At 41.7% G+C, this 18,769-nt stretch carries 20 protein-coding genes; 10 read left to right on the top strand and 10 right to left on the bottom strand.

The window, feature by feature from the left end:
- Together groEL and AX660_RS03220 are read right to left on the bottom strand one after the other, a co-directional pair.
- Positions 1-858, bottom strand: an 858-nt coding sequence (gene groEL / locus AX660_RS03225) for a chaperonin GroEL (RefSeq protein ID WP_131811769.1), incomplete at its 3' end; no start/stop codon positions are given.
- 45 nt (positions 859-903) lie between these two features.
- Positions 904-1,194 carry a co-chaperone GroES gene (locus AX660_RS03220; RefSeq protein WP_068372461.1) on the bottom strand — a complete coding sequence of 97 codons (291 nt, stop codon included), beginning with the start codon at positions 1,192-1,194 and terminating at the stop codon, positions 904-906.
- 356 nt (positions 1,195-1,550) lie between these two features.
- On the opposite strand from AX660_RS03220, the gene ftsB reads away from it, so the two are divergent.
- The 9 genes from ftsB to rpoS all read left to right on the top strand — a co-directional run bounded on the left by ftsB (position 1,551) and on the right by rpoS (position 7,829).
- Positions 1,551-1,829: a cell division protein FtsB gene (gene ftsB, locus AX660_RS03215; protein ID WP_068372458.1), complete on the top strand. Its 279-nt coding sequence runs from the start codon at positions 1,551-1,553 to the stop codon at positions 1,827-1,829.
- A 5-nt stretch (positions 1,830-1,834) separates the two neighbouring features.
- A complete protein-coding gene (gene ispD, locus AX660_RS03210) occupies positions 1,835-2,548 on the top strand; it encodes a 2-C-methyl-D-erythritol 4-phosphate cytidylyltransferase (protein WP_068375063.1) in 714 nt (237 codons plus the stop codon).
- Positions 2,548-3,033 (top strand): 2-C-methyl-D-erythritol 2,4-cyclodiphosphate synthase, encoded by a 486-nt coding sequence (gene ispF, locus AX660_RS03205; RefSeq protein WP_068372455.1) that lies wholly within the window; start codon positions 2,548-2,550, stop codon positions 3,031-3,033. The genes ispD and ispF overlap by 1 nt, the downstream gene beginning before the upstream one ends.
- Positions 3,033-4,079, top strand: coding sequence for a tRNA pseudouridine(13) synthase TruD (truD, locus tag AX660_RS03200; RefSeq protein ID WP_068375062.1), 1,047 nt, complete (start codon positions 3,033-3,035; stop codon positions 4,077-4,079). The genes ispF and truD overlap by 1 nt, the downstream gene beginning before the upstream one ends.
- A gap of 3 nt (positions 4,080-4,082) precedes the next feature.
- A complete protein-coding gene (locus AX660_RS23155; protein ID WP_157884301.1) occupies positions 4,083-4,259 on the top strand; it encodes a hypothetical protein in 177 nt (58 codons plus the stop codon).
- 33 nt (positions 4,260-4,292) lie between these two features.
- Complete coding sequence (locus AX660_RS03195) at positions 4,293-4,931, top strand: protein-L-isoaspartate(D-aspartate) O-methyltransferase (protein WP_068372452.1); 639 nt, start codon at positions 4,293-4,295, stop codon at positions 4,929-4,931.
- A gap of 26 nt (positions 4,932-4,957) precedes the next feature.
- On the top strand, positions 4,958-5,902 hold the full coding sequence (locus AX660_RS03190; RefSeq protein WP_068372449.1) for a DUF368 domain-containing protein: 945 nt from the start codon (positions 4,958-4,960) through the stop codon (positions 5,900-5,902).
- A gap of 80 nt (positions 5,903-5,982) precedes the next feature.
- Complete coding sequence (locus tag AX660_RS03185) at positions 5,983-6,774, top strand: peptidoglycan DD-metalloendopeptidase family protein (RefSeq protein ID WP_068375060.1); 792 nt, start codon at positions 5,983-5,985, stop codon at positions 6,772-6,774.
- Positions 6,775-6,845: 71 nt separating this feature from the next.
- Entirely contained in the window at positions 6,846-7,829 is a 984-nt protein-coding gene (gene rpoS / locus AX660_RS03180; RefSeq protein ID WP_068372446.1) for an RNA polymerase sigma factor RpoS, read from the top strand.
- A gap of 68 nt (positions 7,830-7,897) precedes the next feature.
- Here the strand turns inward: rpoS and tpx are convergent, their stop codons facing one another.
- From tpx to rplU, 5 genes are all read right to left on the bottom strand, one after another.
- A complete protein-coding gene (gene tpx / locus AX660_RS03175; protein WP_068372443.1) occupies positions 7,898-8,392 on the bottom strand; it encodes a thiol peroxidase in 495 nt (164 codons plus the stop codon).
- A gap of 141 nt (positions 8,393-8,533) precedes the next feature.
- Positions 8,534-9,016, bottom strand: a complete 483-nt coding sequence (folA, locus tag AX660_RS03170; RefSeq protein ID WP_082768786.1) for a type 3 dihydrofolate reductase — start codon at positions 9,014-9,016, stop codon at positions 8,534-8,536.
- Positions 9,017-9,057: 41 nt separating this feature from the next.
- A complete protein-coding gene (gene cgtA / locus AX660_RS03165) occupies positions 9,058-10,236 on the bottom strand; it encodes an Obg family GTPase CgtA (protein WP_068372436.1) in 1,179 nt (392 codons plus the stop codon).
- A gap of 240 nt (positions 10,237-10,476) precedes the next feature.
- Positions 10,477-10,734: a 50S ribosomal protein L27 gene (gene rpmA / locus AX660_RS03160; protein WP_068372432.1), complete on the bottom strand. Its 258-nt coding sequence runs from the start codon at positions 10,732-10,734 to the stop codon at positions 10,477-10,479.
- Positions 10,735-10,749: 15 nt separating this feature from the next.
- Positions 10,750-11,061 carry a 50S ribosomal protein L21 gene (gene rplU, locus AX660_RS03155; RefSeq protein WP_068372429.1) on the bottom strand — a complete coding sequence of 104 codons (312 nt, stop codon included), beginning with the start codon at positions 11,059-11,061 and terminating at the stop codon, positions 10,750-10,752.
- 242 nt (positions 11,062-11,303) lie between these two features.
- On the opposite strand from rplU, the gene ispB reads away from it, so the two are divergent.
- Positions 11,304-12,275, top strand: coding sequence for an octaprenyl diphosphate synthase (gene ispB / locus AX660_RS03150; RefSeq protein ID WP_068372426.1), 972 nt, complete (start codon positions 11,304-11,306; stop codon positions 12,273-12,275).
- Between the two features lie 67 nt (positions 12,276-12,342).
- Here ispB and AX660_RS03145 read toward each other — a convergent pair whose 3' ends face one another.
- From AX660_RS03145 to AX660_RS03135, 3 genes are all read right to left on the bottom strand, one after another.
- Positions 12,343-14,256, bottom strand: a complete 1,914-nt coding sequence (locus tag AX660_RS03145; protein WP_068372423.1) for an alpha/beta hydrolase family protein — start codon at positions 14,254-14,256, stop codon at positions 12,343-12,345.
- Positions 14,257-14,351: 95 nt separating this feature from the next.
- Complete coding sequence (locus tag AX660_RS03140) at positions 14,352-17,537, bottom strand: TonB-dependent receptor domain-containing protein (RefSeq protein ID WP_068372421.1); 3,186 nt, start codon at positions 17,535-17,537, stop codon at positions 14,352-14,354.
- A 257-nt stretch (positions 17,538-17,794) separates the two neighbouring features.
- A complete protein-coding gene (locus AX660_RS03135; RefSeq protein ID WP_068372418.1) occupies positions 17,795-18,745 on the bottom strand; it encodes a DUF4097 family beta strand repeat-containing protein in 951 nt (316 codons plus the stop codon).
- Positions 18,746-18,769: the final 24 nt, after the last annotated feature.

The following is an 18,769-nucleotide window of genomic DNA, read 5'->3' as shown; positions in this document are numbered from 1 at the left end:
TTTACGACGATCACCAAAACCAGGTGCTTTAACCGCCGCTACTTTAACGATGCCACGCATGTTGTTAACAACTAAAGTGGCTAGGGCTTCGCCTTCAACATCTTCAGCAATAATTAACAAAGGCTTAGAAGCTTTAGCGACGGCTTCAAGAGCAGGCAACATTTCACGGATGTTAGAGATTTTTTTATCCACTAACAAAATGTAAGGGCTGTCTAATTCAACTGAACCGTTTTCTTGGTTGTTCATGAAATAAGGCGACAAATAACCGCGATCGAATTGCATACCTTCAACGACGTCTAATTCGTTTTGTAAGGCTTGGCCTTCTTCAACGGTGATAACGCCTTCTTTGCCCACTTTATCCATAGCTTTAGCGATTAACTCGCCTACTTCTGAATCTGAGTTTGCAGAGATAGTACCTACTTGGGCGATAGCTTTGCTGTCAGCGCAAGGTACAGATAATAATTTCAATTGCTCAACTGCTGCGATAACGGCTTTGTCGATACCACGTTTAAGATCCATCGGGTTCATGCCCGCAGCAACAGATTTTAAACCTTCAGTCACGATAGCTTGGGCTAATACAGTGGCAGTAGTGGTACCGTCACCGGCTTCGTCATTGGCTTTAGAAGCAACTTCTTTAACCATCTGAGCGCCCATGTTTTCAAACTTGTCAGCAAGTTCGATTTCTTTCGCTACAGATACACCATCTTTAGTGATGGTTGGAGCACCAAATGATTTGTCTAGTACTACGTGACGACCTTTAGGTCCTAAAGTTACTTTTACTGCGTTGGCTAAGATATTAACGCCGGCCAACATTTTATTGCGGGCGTCTTGTGAAAAACGAACTTCTTTAGCTGCCATGATATTATTTCCTCTGAATTCTGATTAACGGGGGCTTATTCTTAATTATTCAACGACTGCAAGAATGTCGTTTTCGCTTAGGATAAGCACTTCTTTACCATCTAACTTTTCAGTTTTAACGCCGTAACCATCGTTGAAGATGATGATGTCGCCGACTTTAACGTCAACTGCTTTAACAGTACCGTTGTCTAAAGTACGACCATTACCCACAGCGATAACTTCACCGCGAGTTGATTTTTCAGCCGCTGAACCAGTAAGAACGATACCACCGGCTGATTTGCTTTCTTGTTCTTGACGCTTAACGATAACGCGATCGTTTAAAGGACGAATTGCCATTTTCAAATCTCCTGAAAATTCCAATGATTAAGTTAGTTTTGTTCTCGATAGATCGAGAGTTAGGTTGAACAATCAAATTTTCAATTGTTCAGAATTTAGTTAGAAACCAGTTCTGCGAGCATAGATGGGGTTAGTGGTATTGATCTCAAGGGTAAGGCGTTAAATTAGTGAAAAAAAATGCTTCTTTTTTAGCAGTAATTCACCCAAATTAGGCTTTTGGGCTCGCAATTAGTGAAATAATCAGGCTGCCAAGGCTGTGTAATCTTAATCTGCAGTCCCAATTGACTCGTTTAACTGGAGCATCCGGCAAAAGCTCGGCATAATAGCCTAAATAACAACGATAGGAGGATAACAACATGAAGTGGGTAAGTGCCGTATTACTTTGCTTGCTAGTTATGCTCCAATATCGCTTATGGTTTGGTAAAAACAGTATTCCTGATTACTTGAGCATGCAAAAAGAAGTTGAAATCCAAAGTATTCAGAACGCTAACCTTAAACAACGTAACAGCCTATTAATTGCCGATATCGAAGATTTAAAAATTGGCCTAGATGCCGCCGAAGAAAGAGCGCGCAATGATCTAGGTTTAATTAAACAGGGCGAAACGTTTTATCGTATTTTACCTTCCGAAAATTAATGCAGATGACAATAACAACTAAATTTACTGTGGTAGTGCCGGCTGCCGGTATTGGTAAACGCATGGGCGCAGACTGCCCTAAACAATATTTACTTATCGCTGGTAAGAGCATCCTAGAACACACCCTAAATAATTTACTTGCTCACCCACAAATAGGGCGGGTGATTGTGGTGTTACATCCAGATGATAAGCAATTTAAGCAACTAGCCATTGCTGCAGACAAACGTATAAGTGTGGTGACAGGTGGCGAAGAACGCAGTGATTCAGTTTTAGCTGGGCTAAATGCCGTTGATGCCAGTGAGCCTTGGGTATTAATACATGATGCTGCCCGCCCTTGTTTGCATGCAGAAGATTTAACTAAGTTACTCAAGTTGGCAGAGCAAGGCGAGGTTGGCGGTATTTTGGCTGCGCCGGTGCGCGATACCATGAAACGCGCCAATGCTGATCAATTGATCATTAAGACTGAATCGCGGGACAATTTGTGGCACGCCTTAACACCGCAGTTTTTTCCATTAGCTCTGCTTAAATTTGCCCTGCAAACAGCTCAAATTCAAAAGATCGCTATTACCGATGAAGCCTCAGCCATCGAACAGTATGGCGGTCAGGTTAAAATAGTTGAGGGGCGAGCATCCAACATTAAGGTTACCCAGCCAGAAGATCTCTTTTTGGCGACCAGCTATTTAAGCCCGCTAGCCGCAATTGAAGATAAAGGAGAGTGATGAATATTCGTATTGGTCATGGTTATGACGTGCACAAATTTGGTGGCAGTGGGCCTATTGTGATAGGTGGCGCCACTATTGATTACGAGCAAGGTTTGTTGGCCCATTCCGATGGTGACGTGGCTATCCATGCCTTATGTGATGCCATATTAGGCGCATTAGCCTTAGGTGATATTGGCCGCCATTTTCCCGATACTGATCCGGTATTCGCTGGGGTGGACAGTCGTCAATTATTACGCACTGTTTATCAACTTGCGCACGACAAAGGTTATGCTATCGGCAATGTAGATATCACCATTGTTGCGCAGGCACCTAAAATGGCACCGCATATTAGTGTTATGGTGGCAAACCTTGCGCACGATCTGCAAACCACAGCGCAACAAGTTAATGTTAAAGCCACTACTACTGAAAAACTAGGATTCGCTGGGCGTAAAGAAGGCATCGCTGCTTATGCGGTGGTATTGCTGGTAGGTAAAATACAATGATGCAAACTGCTCATTGGCATTATCTTGAGGCCGCACCAAAGGCTACCGGTCAATTAAAAGTTGAGATGGCTGATTTTCAAGTAATAGAAAAACTCGGTTATGAGCCAACTGGCCAAGGTGAGCATATTTATTTATGGGTACGTAAGGCCGGACTTAACACTGCTTTTTTAGCTGAACAAATTGCGAAGTTTGCTAGGGTCTCGGCTCGTGATGTGACTTATGCTGGACGTAAAGATAAATACGCCATTACTGAACAGTGGTTTAGTGTGCATAAACCGGGTAAAGCTGAATTTGACTGGACAGCGTTGAATGTTGAAGGTGCTGAAGTATTAAAGGCTATCCGTCATGATAAAAAACTGCGTACAGGCGTGCTTAAAGGTAATCGTTTTTGTATCACAATTCGCAATTTATTGAATACAGCTGATATTGAACAGCGCTTGAACAGGGTGGCTGAAAAGGGCGTACCAAATTATTATGGTGCCCAACGTTTTGGTGATAGCCGCTATGATGCTCGTGGTGGTAATTTAGTTTTAGCCGAAAAAATGTTAGATGGTGAAGAAATCCGCAATCGTAATAAACGCTCTATGGCGATTTCGGCTCTGCGCTCGTGGTTATTTAATGAGTTTGTTAGCCGTCGTATAGCTGATGGTTTGTTTACGCAAACATTGGCTGGCGATGTGATGTTGTTGGCAGGCAGTGCGAGTTTTTTCTGCGCCCAGCAAATTGATGAAGTTATAGGTCAAAGAATTAACAGCCGCGATATTCAATTATCAGTACCGCTATGGGGGCAGGGTGAACTTGCGTCGCAGTTAGCTGCCCTTGAATATGAAAGCACTATTGCCAGTGATTATCCAACAGTCACCACTGCCCTTGAAAAACTCGGTTTAAAACAAGAACGCCGCGCACTTAGATTATTGCCTGAAAATATGTCATGGCAACTGACGGATGATCAACTGGTACTTAATTTTGAGTTACCTGCTGGAGCGTTTGCCACCTCAGTAGTCAGAGAAATTGTTGATATACAACAGCATTATGAAGTGGACTAAGAGATGAATATTTTGCTCAGTAATGATGACGGTGTTTTTGCAGACGGATTCTGTGCTATTACTCCCTTATTGGTGGACATGACGGCTTATAAAAGTTTAGTTGACATGCAGCATTGGAGCAGCCATTTTGAAAACCAACAACAACAACAACAACAACAACAACAACAACAACAACAATAATTAATTAGCTACTGACTCTGGATCAAGCAATACATGAGAGCCACTTTACGTAAAGGCGATAGTCTCGCCCAACTATTAGCCCAAGAAGGGATCACTAACAACAAAGTATTAGGCGCAATCGCCAATATTCCTCGTGAATTATTTATCCCTGATGCCCTACGCCATAAGGCTTATCAGAATACCGCTTTGCCTATAGGCCAAGGGCAAACTATCTCTCAACCCTATATTGTCGCGCGTATGACTGAGTTGCTCCTGAAGTCAGAAAATAATCCACAAAATGTATTAGAAATTGGCACCGGTTCAGGTTATCAAACTGCAGTGCTGGCGCAGTTATTTCAAAAAGTTTATTCAGTAGAACGGATTAAAACCCTGCAATTTCAGGCAAAACGCCGAATGAACCAACTGAACCTACATAATGTAGCGATGAAACATGGCGACGGGTGGTTAGGTTGGGCGAGTAAGGGCCCCTTTGATGCCATTATAGTAACCGCTGCTGCCAGCCGTATCCCTGAACAACTTTATGCTCAGCTTAATAATGGTGGGCGTTTGATTATCCCTGTAGGGCAAGAAAATCAACAACTGCAATGTGTGACCAGAGTGGACGATGAATTTGAAACTCAAATTATCGAAGCTGTGCGTTTTGTGCCTTTAGTTCCAGGCAATATTATCTAGCCACCAATGACTTTAAAGGAATAGAAATGCAGCAAGCTAGAAATCTCAAACAATATGCCGGTATTGCGGCGAGGGGCATGTTGATGGGCGCAGCGGATGCGGTACCTGGTGTATCCGGTGGCACCATAGCCTTTATGACGGGTATCTATGAAGAATTGATCTTCTCGTTAAAACAATGCGGTCCTAGCGCAGTAAAAATGCTGTTTTCTCAAGGGTTAAAAGCCGCATGGCAGTATATTAACGGCACCTTTTTAGTGGCTTTATTTAGTGGCGTTCTCCTCAGTTTATTAAGCCTCTCACGACTTATTATATTTTTACTCGATCATTATCCCAATTTACTCTGGGCGTTTTTCTTTGGTTTGATTTTAGCGGGTGTTTGGTCGGTACTTAGGCATATAGAAAAATGGTCTTTAGCTGTTGTTGGCGCTTTTATTCTTGGTGTTATCAGCGCCTATTGGGTAACCACAATTAGCCCAACTACCATTGAAAGTTCACCTTTTATCGTCTTTGTATCAGGCATGATTGCGATTTGTGCGATGATTCTGCCGGGTATTTCAGGTAGTTTTATTTTGTTATTGCTGGGCATGTATGGCCCTATGATGTTAGCCGTTAAAGAATTGCAATTCTTCACTTTAGGATGTTTTGCAGGGGGCTGTGTTGTTGGTCTACTCAGTTTTTCCCATGTACTAAGTTGGATGTTCAAACATTATAAAACTCTTACTTTAGCCTTGTTGGGCGGTTTTATGCTTGGCTCGCTAAATAAGGTGTGGCCGTGGAAAACAACTTTGGAATCTGTTGTAGATAGGCATGGTAAAGTGATCCCTTTAGTGCAAGACAATGTTTTGCCTCATACTTTTGAAGTCGTGAGTCAGCAACCTGCTTATCTGACTTATTCATTATTGCTTATGCTGACAGGCATCGTTATGGTGATTTTACTCGAACGTCTAGGCAACAAAACAGCACAGCAATGAAATACTGCTTACCGTTAGTTGAATTGAGAAAAATCCTAGTAGACAGAAATATTGTCAGACTAGTATGTCACAGCGTGTTATTGCTGACCTTGAGTGTATTGATTAGCTGTTCAAGCAGAAAACAACCTGCACCTGTGGTTGAGATCTATCAAGGTAAGACATTCAGAGACTTTGAAGCTGAGTCATTTGAAGGGGATAGCTACAAGGTATTAAAAGGAGATACGCTGTTTTCCATCGCCTGGTTTAGTGGCAATGACTATCAGGATCTCGCTAGAATTAATAACATCAGCCCGCCATACAATATTTATCCAGGTCAAAAAATTTTACTGAAAAAAACGCCAACTTCAATCAAATCCAAAGACAAAGCAGGCAGTGGTCAGACCTCAAAAATAAAGTCAAATCAAGCAGTTGACCACCCATCAAAGCAGGCGTATGGTAAAAGTGAAAAAATTGTAAAGAAGGACTCAGTTGAGTCTTCGATCGGTGAATTTCCTAACCAAGTGTCGAGCTGGTTATGGCCTACTTCACATGCTGTTGCCAGAGGGTTTTCAGCTAAAGAAGAAGGTAATAAAGGTTTAGATTTTGCTGGAAATATAGGTTCGCCAATTTTGGCGGCAGCCGACGGAAAGGTAGTCTACACAGGCAACGCTCTGCGTGGCTTTGGGAATTTGGTTATCATAAAGCATTCAGACGCTTATTTAACAGCCTATGCACACAATGACCAATTATTAGTTAAAGAACAAGAATGGATTAAAGCAGGGCAACAGATTGCCACTATGGGTAAAAGTGGAACCGATCAGGTTAAGCTTCATTTTGAAGTGAGATACAAAGGCAAGTCGATTGACCCTTTGAAATTTTTACCAAAAAGATAATAACAATAAATTATAAGAGAGAAATGAGGAGATGTTTAAGAAACAATAATTGTTTTTAAGGAGTCACTGTTATGGGTCAAGTAAAAGTAGAAGTGGTCGAAGTTGATGCTTTTGATGATATTGAAGCCTCTGTCGAACAAGAACTGGCTAAAGCTGAAAAAGACGATAATGATCAGTCAGATGATGTTTTGATTAGTCAGGATGATACAAGTAAAAATCTTGATGCAACCCAGTTATATTTGGGTGAAATCGGATTCTCTCCGCTCTTAACCGCCGAAGAAGAAGTCTATTTTTCGCGCAAAGCTTTAAAAGGCGACGAAGCCTCACGCAAACGTATGATCGTCAGCAATCTCAGATTAGTGGTTAAAATCGCTAGACGTTATAATAACCGCGGCTTAGCACTGTTGGATTTAATCGAAGAAGGTAATCTCGGGCTTATTAGAGCCGTCGAAAAATTTGATCCTGAACGTGGATTCCGTTTCTCTACCTATGCCACTTGGTGGATACGGCAGACCATCGAACGCGCTATCATGAATCAAACTCGGACCATTCGTCTACCTATCCATGTGGTAAAAGAACTTAATGTTTATTTACGTGCCGCTCGTGAACTAGCGCAAAAACTTGATCATGAACCCAGTGCCGAAGAAATTGCCGCAGCCCTTGATAAACCCGTAATGGATGTCACTAAAATGCTGCGTCTTAATGAGCGTATCACTTCAGTAGATACCCCAATCGGTGGCGAAAATGACAAAATATTGTTAGATGTTATCGCAGATGAACGTGGCAATGGTCCTGAAGAAGAACTGCAAGACACTGATATCAAACTTAACATCGTACATTGGCTAGAAGATCTGAATCCCAAACAACGTGAAGTATTAGCAAGACGTTTTGGTTTATTAGGTTATGAACCATCAACCCTAGAAGATGTGGGTGTAGAAATTGGCTTGACCCGCGAAAGAGTCAGACAAATTCAAGTTGAAGCCTTACGCAGATTGCGCGATATGTTGGGGCACAAAGGTTTAAACCTTGAGGCTTTATTTAATCCTCTTAGTTAAATCTTATTTTCATTAATTGTAAAAAAAGCCTCAAACGAGGCTTTTTTACTGTATATAGAAAGTAACTATTATAGAACTGCCGTAGCACTTGCGTAGTTTGGCTCTTCGGTTGTTTCAGCGACTTGCTCAACATAAACAACAACGCCGTTTTCATCGATAACCACAACACTACGTGATAATAAGCCAGCCAATGGGCCAGTTGTAAAACTCACACCGTAGTCTTGACCAAAAGTACTTCTGAAGCTTGAACCGGTACCCACATTTTCAATACCTTCAGCGCCACAAAAACGTGCGGCAGCAAAAGGTAAATCAGCTGATACACATAAAATCTTGGTGTTGCTTAACTCACTGGCTTTTTGATTGAAAGTGCGGATAGAAGTCGCACATACGCCGGTATCAACCGATGGGAAGATATTTAAAACAAGTCTCGAACCGGCAAAATCCTTTAAGCTAACTTCTGAAAGGTCAGTTTTAACTAATTTAAAGTCAGGAGCTTTGCTACCTACTGCAGGTAATTCGCCAACTGTTTGAAATGCATTGCCTTTTAATGTAACTGTTGCCATTTAAATCTCCTTTTTGATTGTCGAAATGCTACCGAAGGTTCGATAGCGTATGAATTAGTGTTAACAAGCCGAGCTTTGAAGTAACGAGTTTAATCTAATATGGGCAGAATAAAATAAATCAAGTTTTAGTGGAGCGTATTGCTAGCGCACTTTTCTGTCGAGTGTAACAAAACTATAGTTGTGCGGGTTTTTATCGTCGGCAAGATGCTGTTGTAGGTCGCTTTGTTGCCATTCGCTTGCAGCAATATAGTCAGGAAAGTAGGTATCTCCTGGCACGTCTAGTTCAATATGGGTCAAATAGAGTCTGTGACACAGTGGCAGAAAAAATTCATAGATAGTACCTCCACCAATTACCATCACTTCTGCAGCACTCTGTGCGGCAGTGATTGCTTGTTCTGCACTTGTCACGGTAATAGCGTCTGGTAATTGTAATGTGGGGTCACGGCTGATCACTATATTCAAACGGCCGGGCAGAGCTTTACCAATTGAATCGTAGGTAAGCCGCCCCATGATTACGGGCTTACCTAGGGTAGTTTGTTTAAAATGCTTTAGATCTGCCGGTAGATGCCAGGGCATAGCATTGCCAGCCCCAATAACTCGATTTTTTGCCATCGCGGCGATCATGGATATCAACATTTAGAACCTTATTTATCAGTACTTAATGGCTATTTTTTATAAATAACTTCAACGTCATAATCGTCTTCATCAAAATCATCGTCGTCATCTAAGTCGTCTTGCAAGTCATCAAAATTCGAATATTTATCTTCAACAGAATCTTTATGATAGGTATCCCACTTAAAACCGACATCTTCTTGCAACTCTTCAATGACTTCAGCAGGAAGGGTAGAGATAAATTCCATGGCCTTATGGCAAAGTTCCATAGTGCCTTGTTTTTGAATCCCAGAAATATAATGGTATTCATCATGCCAGTCTAATTCTTGCAAAATGCGCTGGGTGATTTCAGCTACTTCATCTTCTAACAACAAATCCACTTTGTTAAAGACTAACCAACGTGGTTTAGCCGCTAACTTAGGATTATATTTTTCTAATTCAGCAACAATGGTTAAGGCGTTATCTACAGGATCAGAACCATCAGCCGGTAATAAGTCGATAATGTGCAATAACACACGGCAGCGTTCTAGATGTTTTAAAAACTGTATACCTAAACCAGCACCATCTGCTGCGCCTTCAATCAACCCAGGAATGTCAGCAATCACAAAGCTACGATTAGCATCCAAGCGCACTACACCTAAATTTGGTACTAGGGTAGTAAAAGGATAGTCAGCGACTTTAGGTTTTGCGGCGGAAACACTGCGGATAAAGGTTGATTTTCCCGCATTTGGCATGCCCAACAAACCTACGTCGGCCAACAGCATTAATTCAAGTTTAAGTTGTCTTATTTCACCTGGAGTACCATCAGATTTTTGTCTCGGGGCACGATTAGTGCTGGTTTTAAAACGTGCATTACCCAAACCATGATAACCACCTTGAGCGACTTTCATTCGTTGATTATGCTTGGTTAAATCGCCAAGAACCTCACCAGTTTCCACATCAGAGGCGCGAGTTCCAACGGGTACTCGCAACTCTAAATCAACACCGCCACGTCCAGTGCAATCCGAACTTTGGCCATTTTTACCGCGTTCAGCACGATGAAAACGTTCAAAACGATAATCAATAAGAGTATTTAAGTTTTCATCCGCAACTAAATAGACACTGCCGCCATCACCGCCGTCACCACCATCAGGTCCACCATCAGGTATATATTTTTCACGACGGAAGCTGGCTACACCATTTCCACCGTCACCGGCTTCTACACGAATATTCGCTTCATCTACAAATTTCATTACTTACTCAATACTCAACTAATTATCGGAAGTGCAACCAGTATATACCCTTCATCCTTGAAACTGCACGTTTGTTGGCTGCATTCATTCGCCCCAATTACTTAGTGAACTAAGCTCATGGGGTGTCATTCATTTGTCGCGGCCGTGCAATCCCAATGATTTTGGGTAGTGATAATTTATCTGATTCCAACAAAAAGCCCCGCTGTAGCGGGGCCTTTCAATACAGCTAACAATTATTACTTATTCAGCAATAATGCTTACAAATTTACGGTTGTTAGGACCTTTAACTTCAAATTGCACTTTGCCAGAAGACAATGCAAATAAAGTATGATCTTTACCAATACCCATGTTTGTACCAGCGTGGAATTTAGTACCACGTTGACGAACAATGATATTACCGGCTAAAACTGACTCGCCACCGAAACGCTTAACACCAAGACGTTTACTTTCTGAGTCACGGCCGTTGTTTGTACTACCACCAGCTTTTTTATGTGCCATCTCTGCGAACTCCTATTAAGCGCTAATGCCAGTAATTTTCACTTCCGTGAACCACTGACGGTGCCCCATTTGTTTACGTGAATGTTTACGACGACGGAACTTAACGATATTGACTTTATCGCCACGACCATGAGTTACAACTTCAGCTGTAACCTTGCCACCATCAACAAAAGGCATACCAATTTTAACATCGTCACCATTGCTCACCATTAAAATATCACCGAATTCTACTGACTCACCTGGAGCCACTTCGATCTTTTCTAGGCGAACGGTTTGGCCTTCGGCCACACGGTGTTGTTTACCACCACTTTGGAAAACCGCGTACATACTTAACTCCGCTCTGCGTTCATAACGCTATATTCAAAAACAGGGCGCGAATTGTACGTGATGGCTTATTTTCAAGCAAGCCCAAAATACAAATTATTTGGTTAAATTTGCGGCATTTTCTGGAACAAGGGATCTTATTGATTTATCGAAGGAAAGTGTTGCTGGATACTCAAGCTAATTTCTGTAAAATCCATGCCCAATTATACTAAGCATCAGAACACAGAGAGCTCACTATTTTGGCTATGGAATTAGAAGAAATACGTCAATTAGCCCAGACAGACATGCTGGCTGTTAATGAATTGATTCAACATCAAGTCAATTCAGACGTTTCACTGATTAATCAGTTAGGTTTTTATATCGTCAACAGTGGTGGAAAACGCCTACGACCTCTGTTAACTGTGTTAGCAGCCCGAGCGGTGAATATTCAAAATAATCAACATCACACACTCGCCGCTATTATTGAATTTATTCATACTTCAACTTTATTACACGATGATGTAGTCGATGAATCCACTATGCGCAGAGGGCGTGAAACAGCCAATGCGGTCTTTGGCAATCAAGCCAGTGTACTAGTGGGCGATTTTTTATATAGTCGTTCGTTTCAGATGATGGTCAGTTTGCAACAAATGCGTGTAATGGAAATACTCTCTGATGCCACCAACGTCATTGCAGAAGGGGAAGTATTGCAACTGATGAATTGTAATGATCCAGCTACCAGTGAAGAGCGCTATATGCAGGTTATTTACTGCAAAACCGCCAAGTTGTTTGAAGCGGCGACACTGTTAGCTGCTGTACTAACCAAACAGTCTCCTGAAATTGAGTTAGCTATGCAAGACTATGGAAAGTATCTGGGCACTGCCTTTCAATTAGTCGATGACATTCTGGATTACGCTGCCGACAGCGATGAGATGGGTAAAAATGTTGGTGATGATTTAAGTGAAGGTAAACCCACCTTACCTCTGCTTTATGCCATGTGGCATGGCAATGCCACTCAAGCACAGTTGATTAAAAACGCAATAGAAACTGGCGATGGCATGCAGCACTTTACTGCCATTATGCAAGCAATGAGTGACACTGGCGCTTTAGAGTACACTAAGCAACAAGCTTTAGATGCTGCTGACCAGGCGATTGCTGCCTTAGCGCCTCTACCTGAATCAGATTATAAACAGGCCTTAATTGGTTTAGCTCATATTTCGGTTGAAAGAGCTGCGTAAAACAATAATCTCCTTGATGTATAAAATAAAAAACTCGGCATTTGCCGAGTTTTTTATGAGTGCAGTATTAGCACTTATTTTTTAACCAATCTAACAACTCAGTATAAAACTCAGTCTTATGGCGATAATACAAAGTATTGGAAAAGTGGTCAGCACCTTTTAATTCAACGTATTTAAAATCCTTATCGAGTTTCTCCAATGCATCAACAAACAAACGGCTTTGCTCAACTGGAACTCGTTGGTCAATGTCGCCATGAATAATCAACAAAGGTACGTTGAGATCTTTTACATGCTCAATTGGAGATACACCTTTGACCGTCGGTGCTTGATATATTCTGCCATAGCGGCTAGCACCAAACAGAGTTGCGGTTATCCGGCTTAAGTCGGTAACACCTGCGCCTGCAATGGAACACTGATAAATATTGTTTTTACGCATGGAGCCAGCAAATGCGGCATAACCGCCGTAACTCCAACCAAAAATGGCGAGTTTATCCTTGTCAGCCAAACCTTTTTCGACCAAATACAGGGCGGCGTCATCATTGTCATCCTGCATTTCTAAGCCCCATTTTTTATCACCGGCTTTCCAGTGATCAAGGCCAAAACCTGTTGATCCGCGATATTGCGGCTGAATAACAATGTAACCATGGTGGGCAAGCAATTGGGACCACTCATCATATATGACGACATCACGTACCCAAGGTCCGCCATGTGGCATTACCACGGCAGGGAATGGTCCTTTGCCTTTAGGTACTGTGATATAAGCGGGGATCTTACGGCCATCGCGGGCAGTGTATTTAACAAATTTTACGTCAGATAAATGTTCAGGCTTGATGAGAGGGCTGCGCTCACCTAAAAAATCCAGCTTCTTTTTATCACTCATTAAGTAATAGCTACCCGGATCTTTATCTGACGAAGTACGAATAACAATGGCATTATCATCCTCAGAACGGCTGACTAAGGATACAAACTTGTCTGGAAAAAGCGCTTCAATACCTTGATAAATAGCCTCTTCGTTAGCATCTAAAAAATAACGTGTGGGGTGTTTTGAAGTGTAACTAAAACCCAAAAGTTGGCCACGGTTAGAAGATTTAGCACCAAGCATCACGCTATCTACATCCAAAGATTTTAAACCAAACAGACGCTCGGAATATTTACCCGTGCGAATGTTGTAAGTATAAATTCCGGTCGTGTCTTCCCCGAGATTGGCTTTGACATAAACCTCATCTGTATTTTCTTGTGAAAAATACAAAAAGTCCCAGTTTTCGCGGTCATTTGGCGAGTTGCTATAGATTTCTTTCCAATCGGTTTCGCCACTCACACGTGCATATTGTTTGATGGAATTAGTCGCGCGGTCATAACCTGAACCGGCTCTGATTTCACCTTTAGGGTCAGGAATAAAACCGTTGCTGACGGTTTCATTACCACGCAGAATCGTTTGCGTAGAGCCAGTATTAATGTTGTATTTAATAACATCAGGGATACGGTTATTGTTAATATCATAGGTTAACAATATATGATCGGGATCGTCTGCTAAAACGGACAACACCTCAAAGTTAGCTCTATTTTCTTTAGGAAAGGGGATTTTCCAGTCGCCTTTACCATCGCCATTAACAATCGCGGCTTTAGTCACCCAATAATTATCGTTACCATCTTGAATATTTTGACGAAAATTAACTAATAGCTTGTCATTGTTTAACCAGCCAATATCGGTTATTTCCATCCTACTTGCACCTAAACGTACAGGCTCTGCTGCTAAATCGTTGGTTGGCCGGATCTCAACGATATAATCCCCATCCTTAGATGTTGCTCTAATAATGGCTAATTTAGAGCCATCTAAGGGCACTGTAGCTTGAGTCATAGCCGGTAAACTGGCAAAGGCATCAAGTGGTAGTGTTGTATTGTTTGTTTCCTGCGCATTACCTTGTCCTGCCCAAGATAACATAGTGGCAACACCAATTATCAATCGGAGTTTTTTATACATACTTATCTCCAAAATACTGAATAGAGTATTTATTAACTAAAAAGGGCTCGTGGCAAATAGCTTTGCCCGAGCCCTATAAAAACAACTAAGTTAGCTTAGAAAGTGTAACCAACACTTAAATAAGCCGATCTACCATATAAATCATAACCTACACCCAATGGAATATTGCGTGTTGAAAATACGCCGCCGCCATCAACTTTAGGGGGAGCATCGTTAAATACGTTTTGTATACCTGCAGTAACTGAATAGTTATCCGCAGTATAATTTAGCGACACACTGTGATTAGTGTAATTTTCGGTGTAATACACTGGACGACAGGTTACGGTTAAACCATCACAAGGAGTATAAGTATCGAAATCATCCGGGTCATCTGTTTCACCTTTACCGATGAAACTTGTTCTCCAGCTTAGACGGAAATCATTATAGCTTAAGGATAAACGACCACTGGCACGCCATTCTGGATAAACGGGCTCACCATAATTATCATCGTAAACACCTAATATATCTTGTTCAGCTGACTCAAGTTTAGTGGCTTGTAAGTCAAGGATAACGCCTAGCGCACGATCACCTACTACAAATTCTTGTTCATAGAAAATGTTGTAATCGATACCTTCAGAACCTTCTAAACCTATATTCACAAAGGATGCGTTAATAGAGCTTAAACGGCCAGTGCTAGAATCACGTACGATACTGTCACAGAAACCACTTGTACCGTCGGGTACATCAATGTTGTTAAAGCATTGACTAACGATAAATGCACCTGAAGGTTCAGCTACACTGTCGGTGATTTCGATTTTGTATTTAGTCATTGAAAAGGTCAGATCAAACTCTTCGCTGAAAGGTTGTTCAATAATAAAGCCATAAGTTTTAGATAAAGATTTTTCTGGTTGTAATTCTTGTGTACCACCAGTGCTTACTTCAGTACTTGTACTAGCAGTAAAACCTAAACTATCGTCAGTACGTAGACCTAAGGCTGTTGCATCGACACCATTAGCAGCACAAGATGTTAGTACACGAGGAGAACGAGTGTCGTTTTCAGCGTTATAAGTTTCTGTACCACCTACTGTTATATCTGCATCACGCGCAGCATCTGGAACAACACAAGGATCGCTTATTGTGCTAAAACCTGAAGTGCCATTTAAGAAACGCTCACGTAAGTTAGGTGCACGGTATGAAGTACCGCGAGTTCCACGAATGGTTAGCCATTCATTAGGACGGTATACCGCTTTTAAGCTGTAGATAGATTCAGGATCATAGAAGCTTTCATCGGTCCAACGACCAGCGGCAGTTACCGTAAGTTCTTCTGCAAACTTTTTGCCTCTTAATAAAGGTAATTCTGTTTCAAAATAAACTTCACGAATATTACGGCTACCATCGGCACCTTCATCAGAGAAATAACCCCATAACAAACCTTGTGAAGCCACATCGTTGGCATCAGTGATAATTTCGTCTTTTCTGAATTCAGCTCCAACAACAATAGGTACGATTTCTGAGTTCCACGGCAATTTGTACAAATCACCCGAGATAAAACCGCTTAATACAGTTTGTTTGATTTCAGTTTCAATTTCACGACTGGTCATCAAATATTCTGTTTCTGCTTCACTAAAATTACCACCGCCTTCTTGATAGATATTGGGGGCAAACATGTTAACTGGCACACAACCTGAACCACAAGTAATAGTACCGTCAGCATTTCTGACAGAGTTTTCTAATGAATAAACTAAGTTCGCTTCGCTAATACCAACGATGCTATTTTTACCTTTTGATGCACTATAGTTTGCCGAGATTTCATAAAACCAAGAACCTTGAGCAAAGTTATCTAAGGCGCCAATATTACCTTCAATACCACCAACCAAGCGATATTGATAAACATCAACTACGTTAGTATCACGGTCGTTACGGATACTAACGATAGGCTGCATAGTACTTGGAGTATCGCCAAAAAAGGCATCTAAACCAGTACCGGCATAACAATTAACGGCATTAATGGGGTCAGTACCACAAGGGTTATATGGGTTGTTGATACCCACAGTTTGAAACAATTGACCACCTGGGCTGAATACGTCAGATGCTCTATTTGCGTATAAAGCTTCATAGAAGAAACGTGTATCGTTTTTATCTTGAAATAAATAATCACCGTTAGCAAACAAGCTGAAACGTCTAACTGGGCTTACCCAATCGGCAGAGTTAACATAGTCTGTTCTACCTAAGCTATAAAATGGGTCTTGGAAGTTAAAATCGAGTAGACCATCGCCATTACCATCATAAATAGCGATATCATCAATGCCATCGCCATTACTATCAGCTGCAACAGTGCCGTTGATATATGGAATATTACCTAAAGAGGTTGTAGATTCTGACCAACCTGGAACGCCAATATTTGATTTACCCGGTGTGTAGTAAAGTGAACCAAAAAATCCGGCGTGAGACGCGCGGTTAGTGAGAGGGAAAATATCACAGGCATCAGGGGCTTCAGCCGTAGGGCCGATACCACGATACTCTTGGTAAATGCCGCCATCATCGCCTTCGTAATATAATTCATCACAGTTACTGGCAAAGTCATTTTGTGCATAGGATTGAGACTTACGATCATAATATTCTGCAGCTAAGTTAAATGAATAGTTATCACCACTTTTACCATACATTGCAGATAAAGTTGTTTCTTGACCACCACCAGACTGAGGGGCTTTATGGCTGGCTTCAAAATCAAAACCATCAACATCTTTACGTAGAATAACGTTGGCTACGCCAGCGATGGCGTCAGAACCATAAACGGTAGAAGCACCATCAAATAAGTTTTCGATACGTTCAATCATTACACCTGGAATTAAATTTATATCTGGTGATACTGGCGCTCCACCTACACCAGCGGGTGCAACACGTCGACCATTAATCAACACTAGAGTGCGACCAGCGCCTAAGCCGCGAAAACCGATAGTTGAGGAGCCAGGGCCGTTATCCAGTACAAAACCACCAAAAGTATTGTCGATTTGTAAACCTGCTGCCTGAGTTGTGCCCTGTAACATTTCAGTGGCATCAAATAAACCCATTTCACGAGAAATGGCACCATCAATTACTTGTATTGGAGAAGCACTAGAAAATTCAGCGCGTTTAATACGCGAGCCGGTTACAACGACTTTCTCAATGGTTTCTTCAACTTCATCTTCTAATAAACTTGCGCTATTGTCTTGTGCGAATGCAGACAGGCTGGTTATGCAGCCTAAAGCCAACATAACGCCATAGGACGACCGGCGCAAACGCGCTGATGTATGTATTTTCATATATTGTTCCCTGGGTAGTGTAAATAAAACGAAAAACTAGCGATGTAATATTTTTGTAACGCTAGAGCTGCGATATTACCGGAGTTATTTACAAAGGGGGAGCAAGGCCGGTCTAAATTAGATTCGGCCGAGTGAAATAAAACAGATTATATAGACTATCTGGTCAAATCATATAATTTTTTTTGATAAGAGGTTTATTTTGGGATAAACATCCTATTTTGGTAATATTAATAACCTGAAATAAGTGGTTTTATCTTTTAGTGAGAGTCCAGTTTAACTTTGCCACTCACAGTTGACACATTTACCTTGGCACTGCCGCCATTGAGGGAAAACTCTAGCCAGCGACTGGGGCCGTATTTGTCTTTTTGTATTTTGTGTTCAGACAGCTTGTTGATGATGTTACCGCCAGCATGAGCTTGGATATCAAAGCGTGCAGATACATCATCCTGAAAATATAATTCAATTGAGCCACCGACACTGGATGCAGTCACTTCGCCATTTTTCTGCAATATCATCTTCGCTTCGAGGGAGCCGTTCACCGTTTCGAGGTTGAGTTGGCGTATCGTCCCTAGTTTGAGTTCAATGTCGCCATTGACGGTTTCTGCTTGTAATTCTTCACTTTCGGTTTGCACGGTAATATCACCATTGACTGAACTGTATTTGTCATCTCGCCCATTTGAACTGCGTGAATGAATATCCCCATTGACGGTTTCAATCTTTACATCGCCTTCAAGCTCAGTGGCTGTAATGTTGCCGTTAACTGAATCTAAGCGAATACGCCCGCCTAACTGTTTAACCTCAAGTGATCCATTGACAGTTTCAATATCGGCTCCGCCTCTGACACCACTGACTTCAACGTCAGCATTAACTGCGCTGTAGTTTATTTTGCTATTAGCTGGTACTAGGATCGTTAAGTCGTCTCCATCATCCGAGCCCCAGTTGCCCCAACCACTGTGCTTTTTGGTTTTAACTTTGATCACGACTTCATTGCCGTCGCGCTCAAAAATAAATTTATCGGTTTTGTCACCCAATGTGCCAGTTACTTGCACCTCAGCTTTATCCCAAGTGCTTATTTTGGCGAGGCCATTCACATGTTCGATACGGATATAACTGTTAATATTCACGTCTAAGGTTTTATCCACTTTTTCAGTGGCAAAACTAGCACTACTTATTATCAATAACGCCATAGCTATTAGAATTTGTTTCATTTGTCATTACCTCATTTGAATACG

This window comes from Paraglaciecola hydrolytica (assembly GCF_001565895.1).
Taxonomy (GTDB): Bacteria; Pseudomonadota; Gammaproteobacteria; order Enterobacterales; family Alteromonadaceae; genus Paraglaciecola; species Paraglaciecola hydrolytica.
Note: the sequence above shows the minus strand (reverse complement) of the source record. Positions and strands in the feature narration are given on the sequence as shown.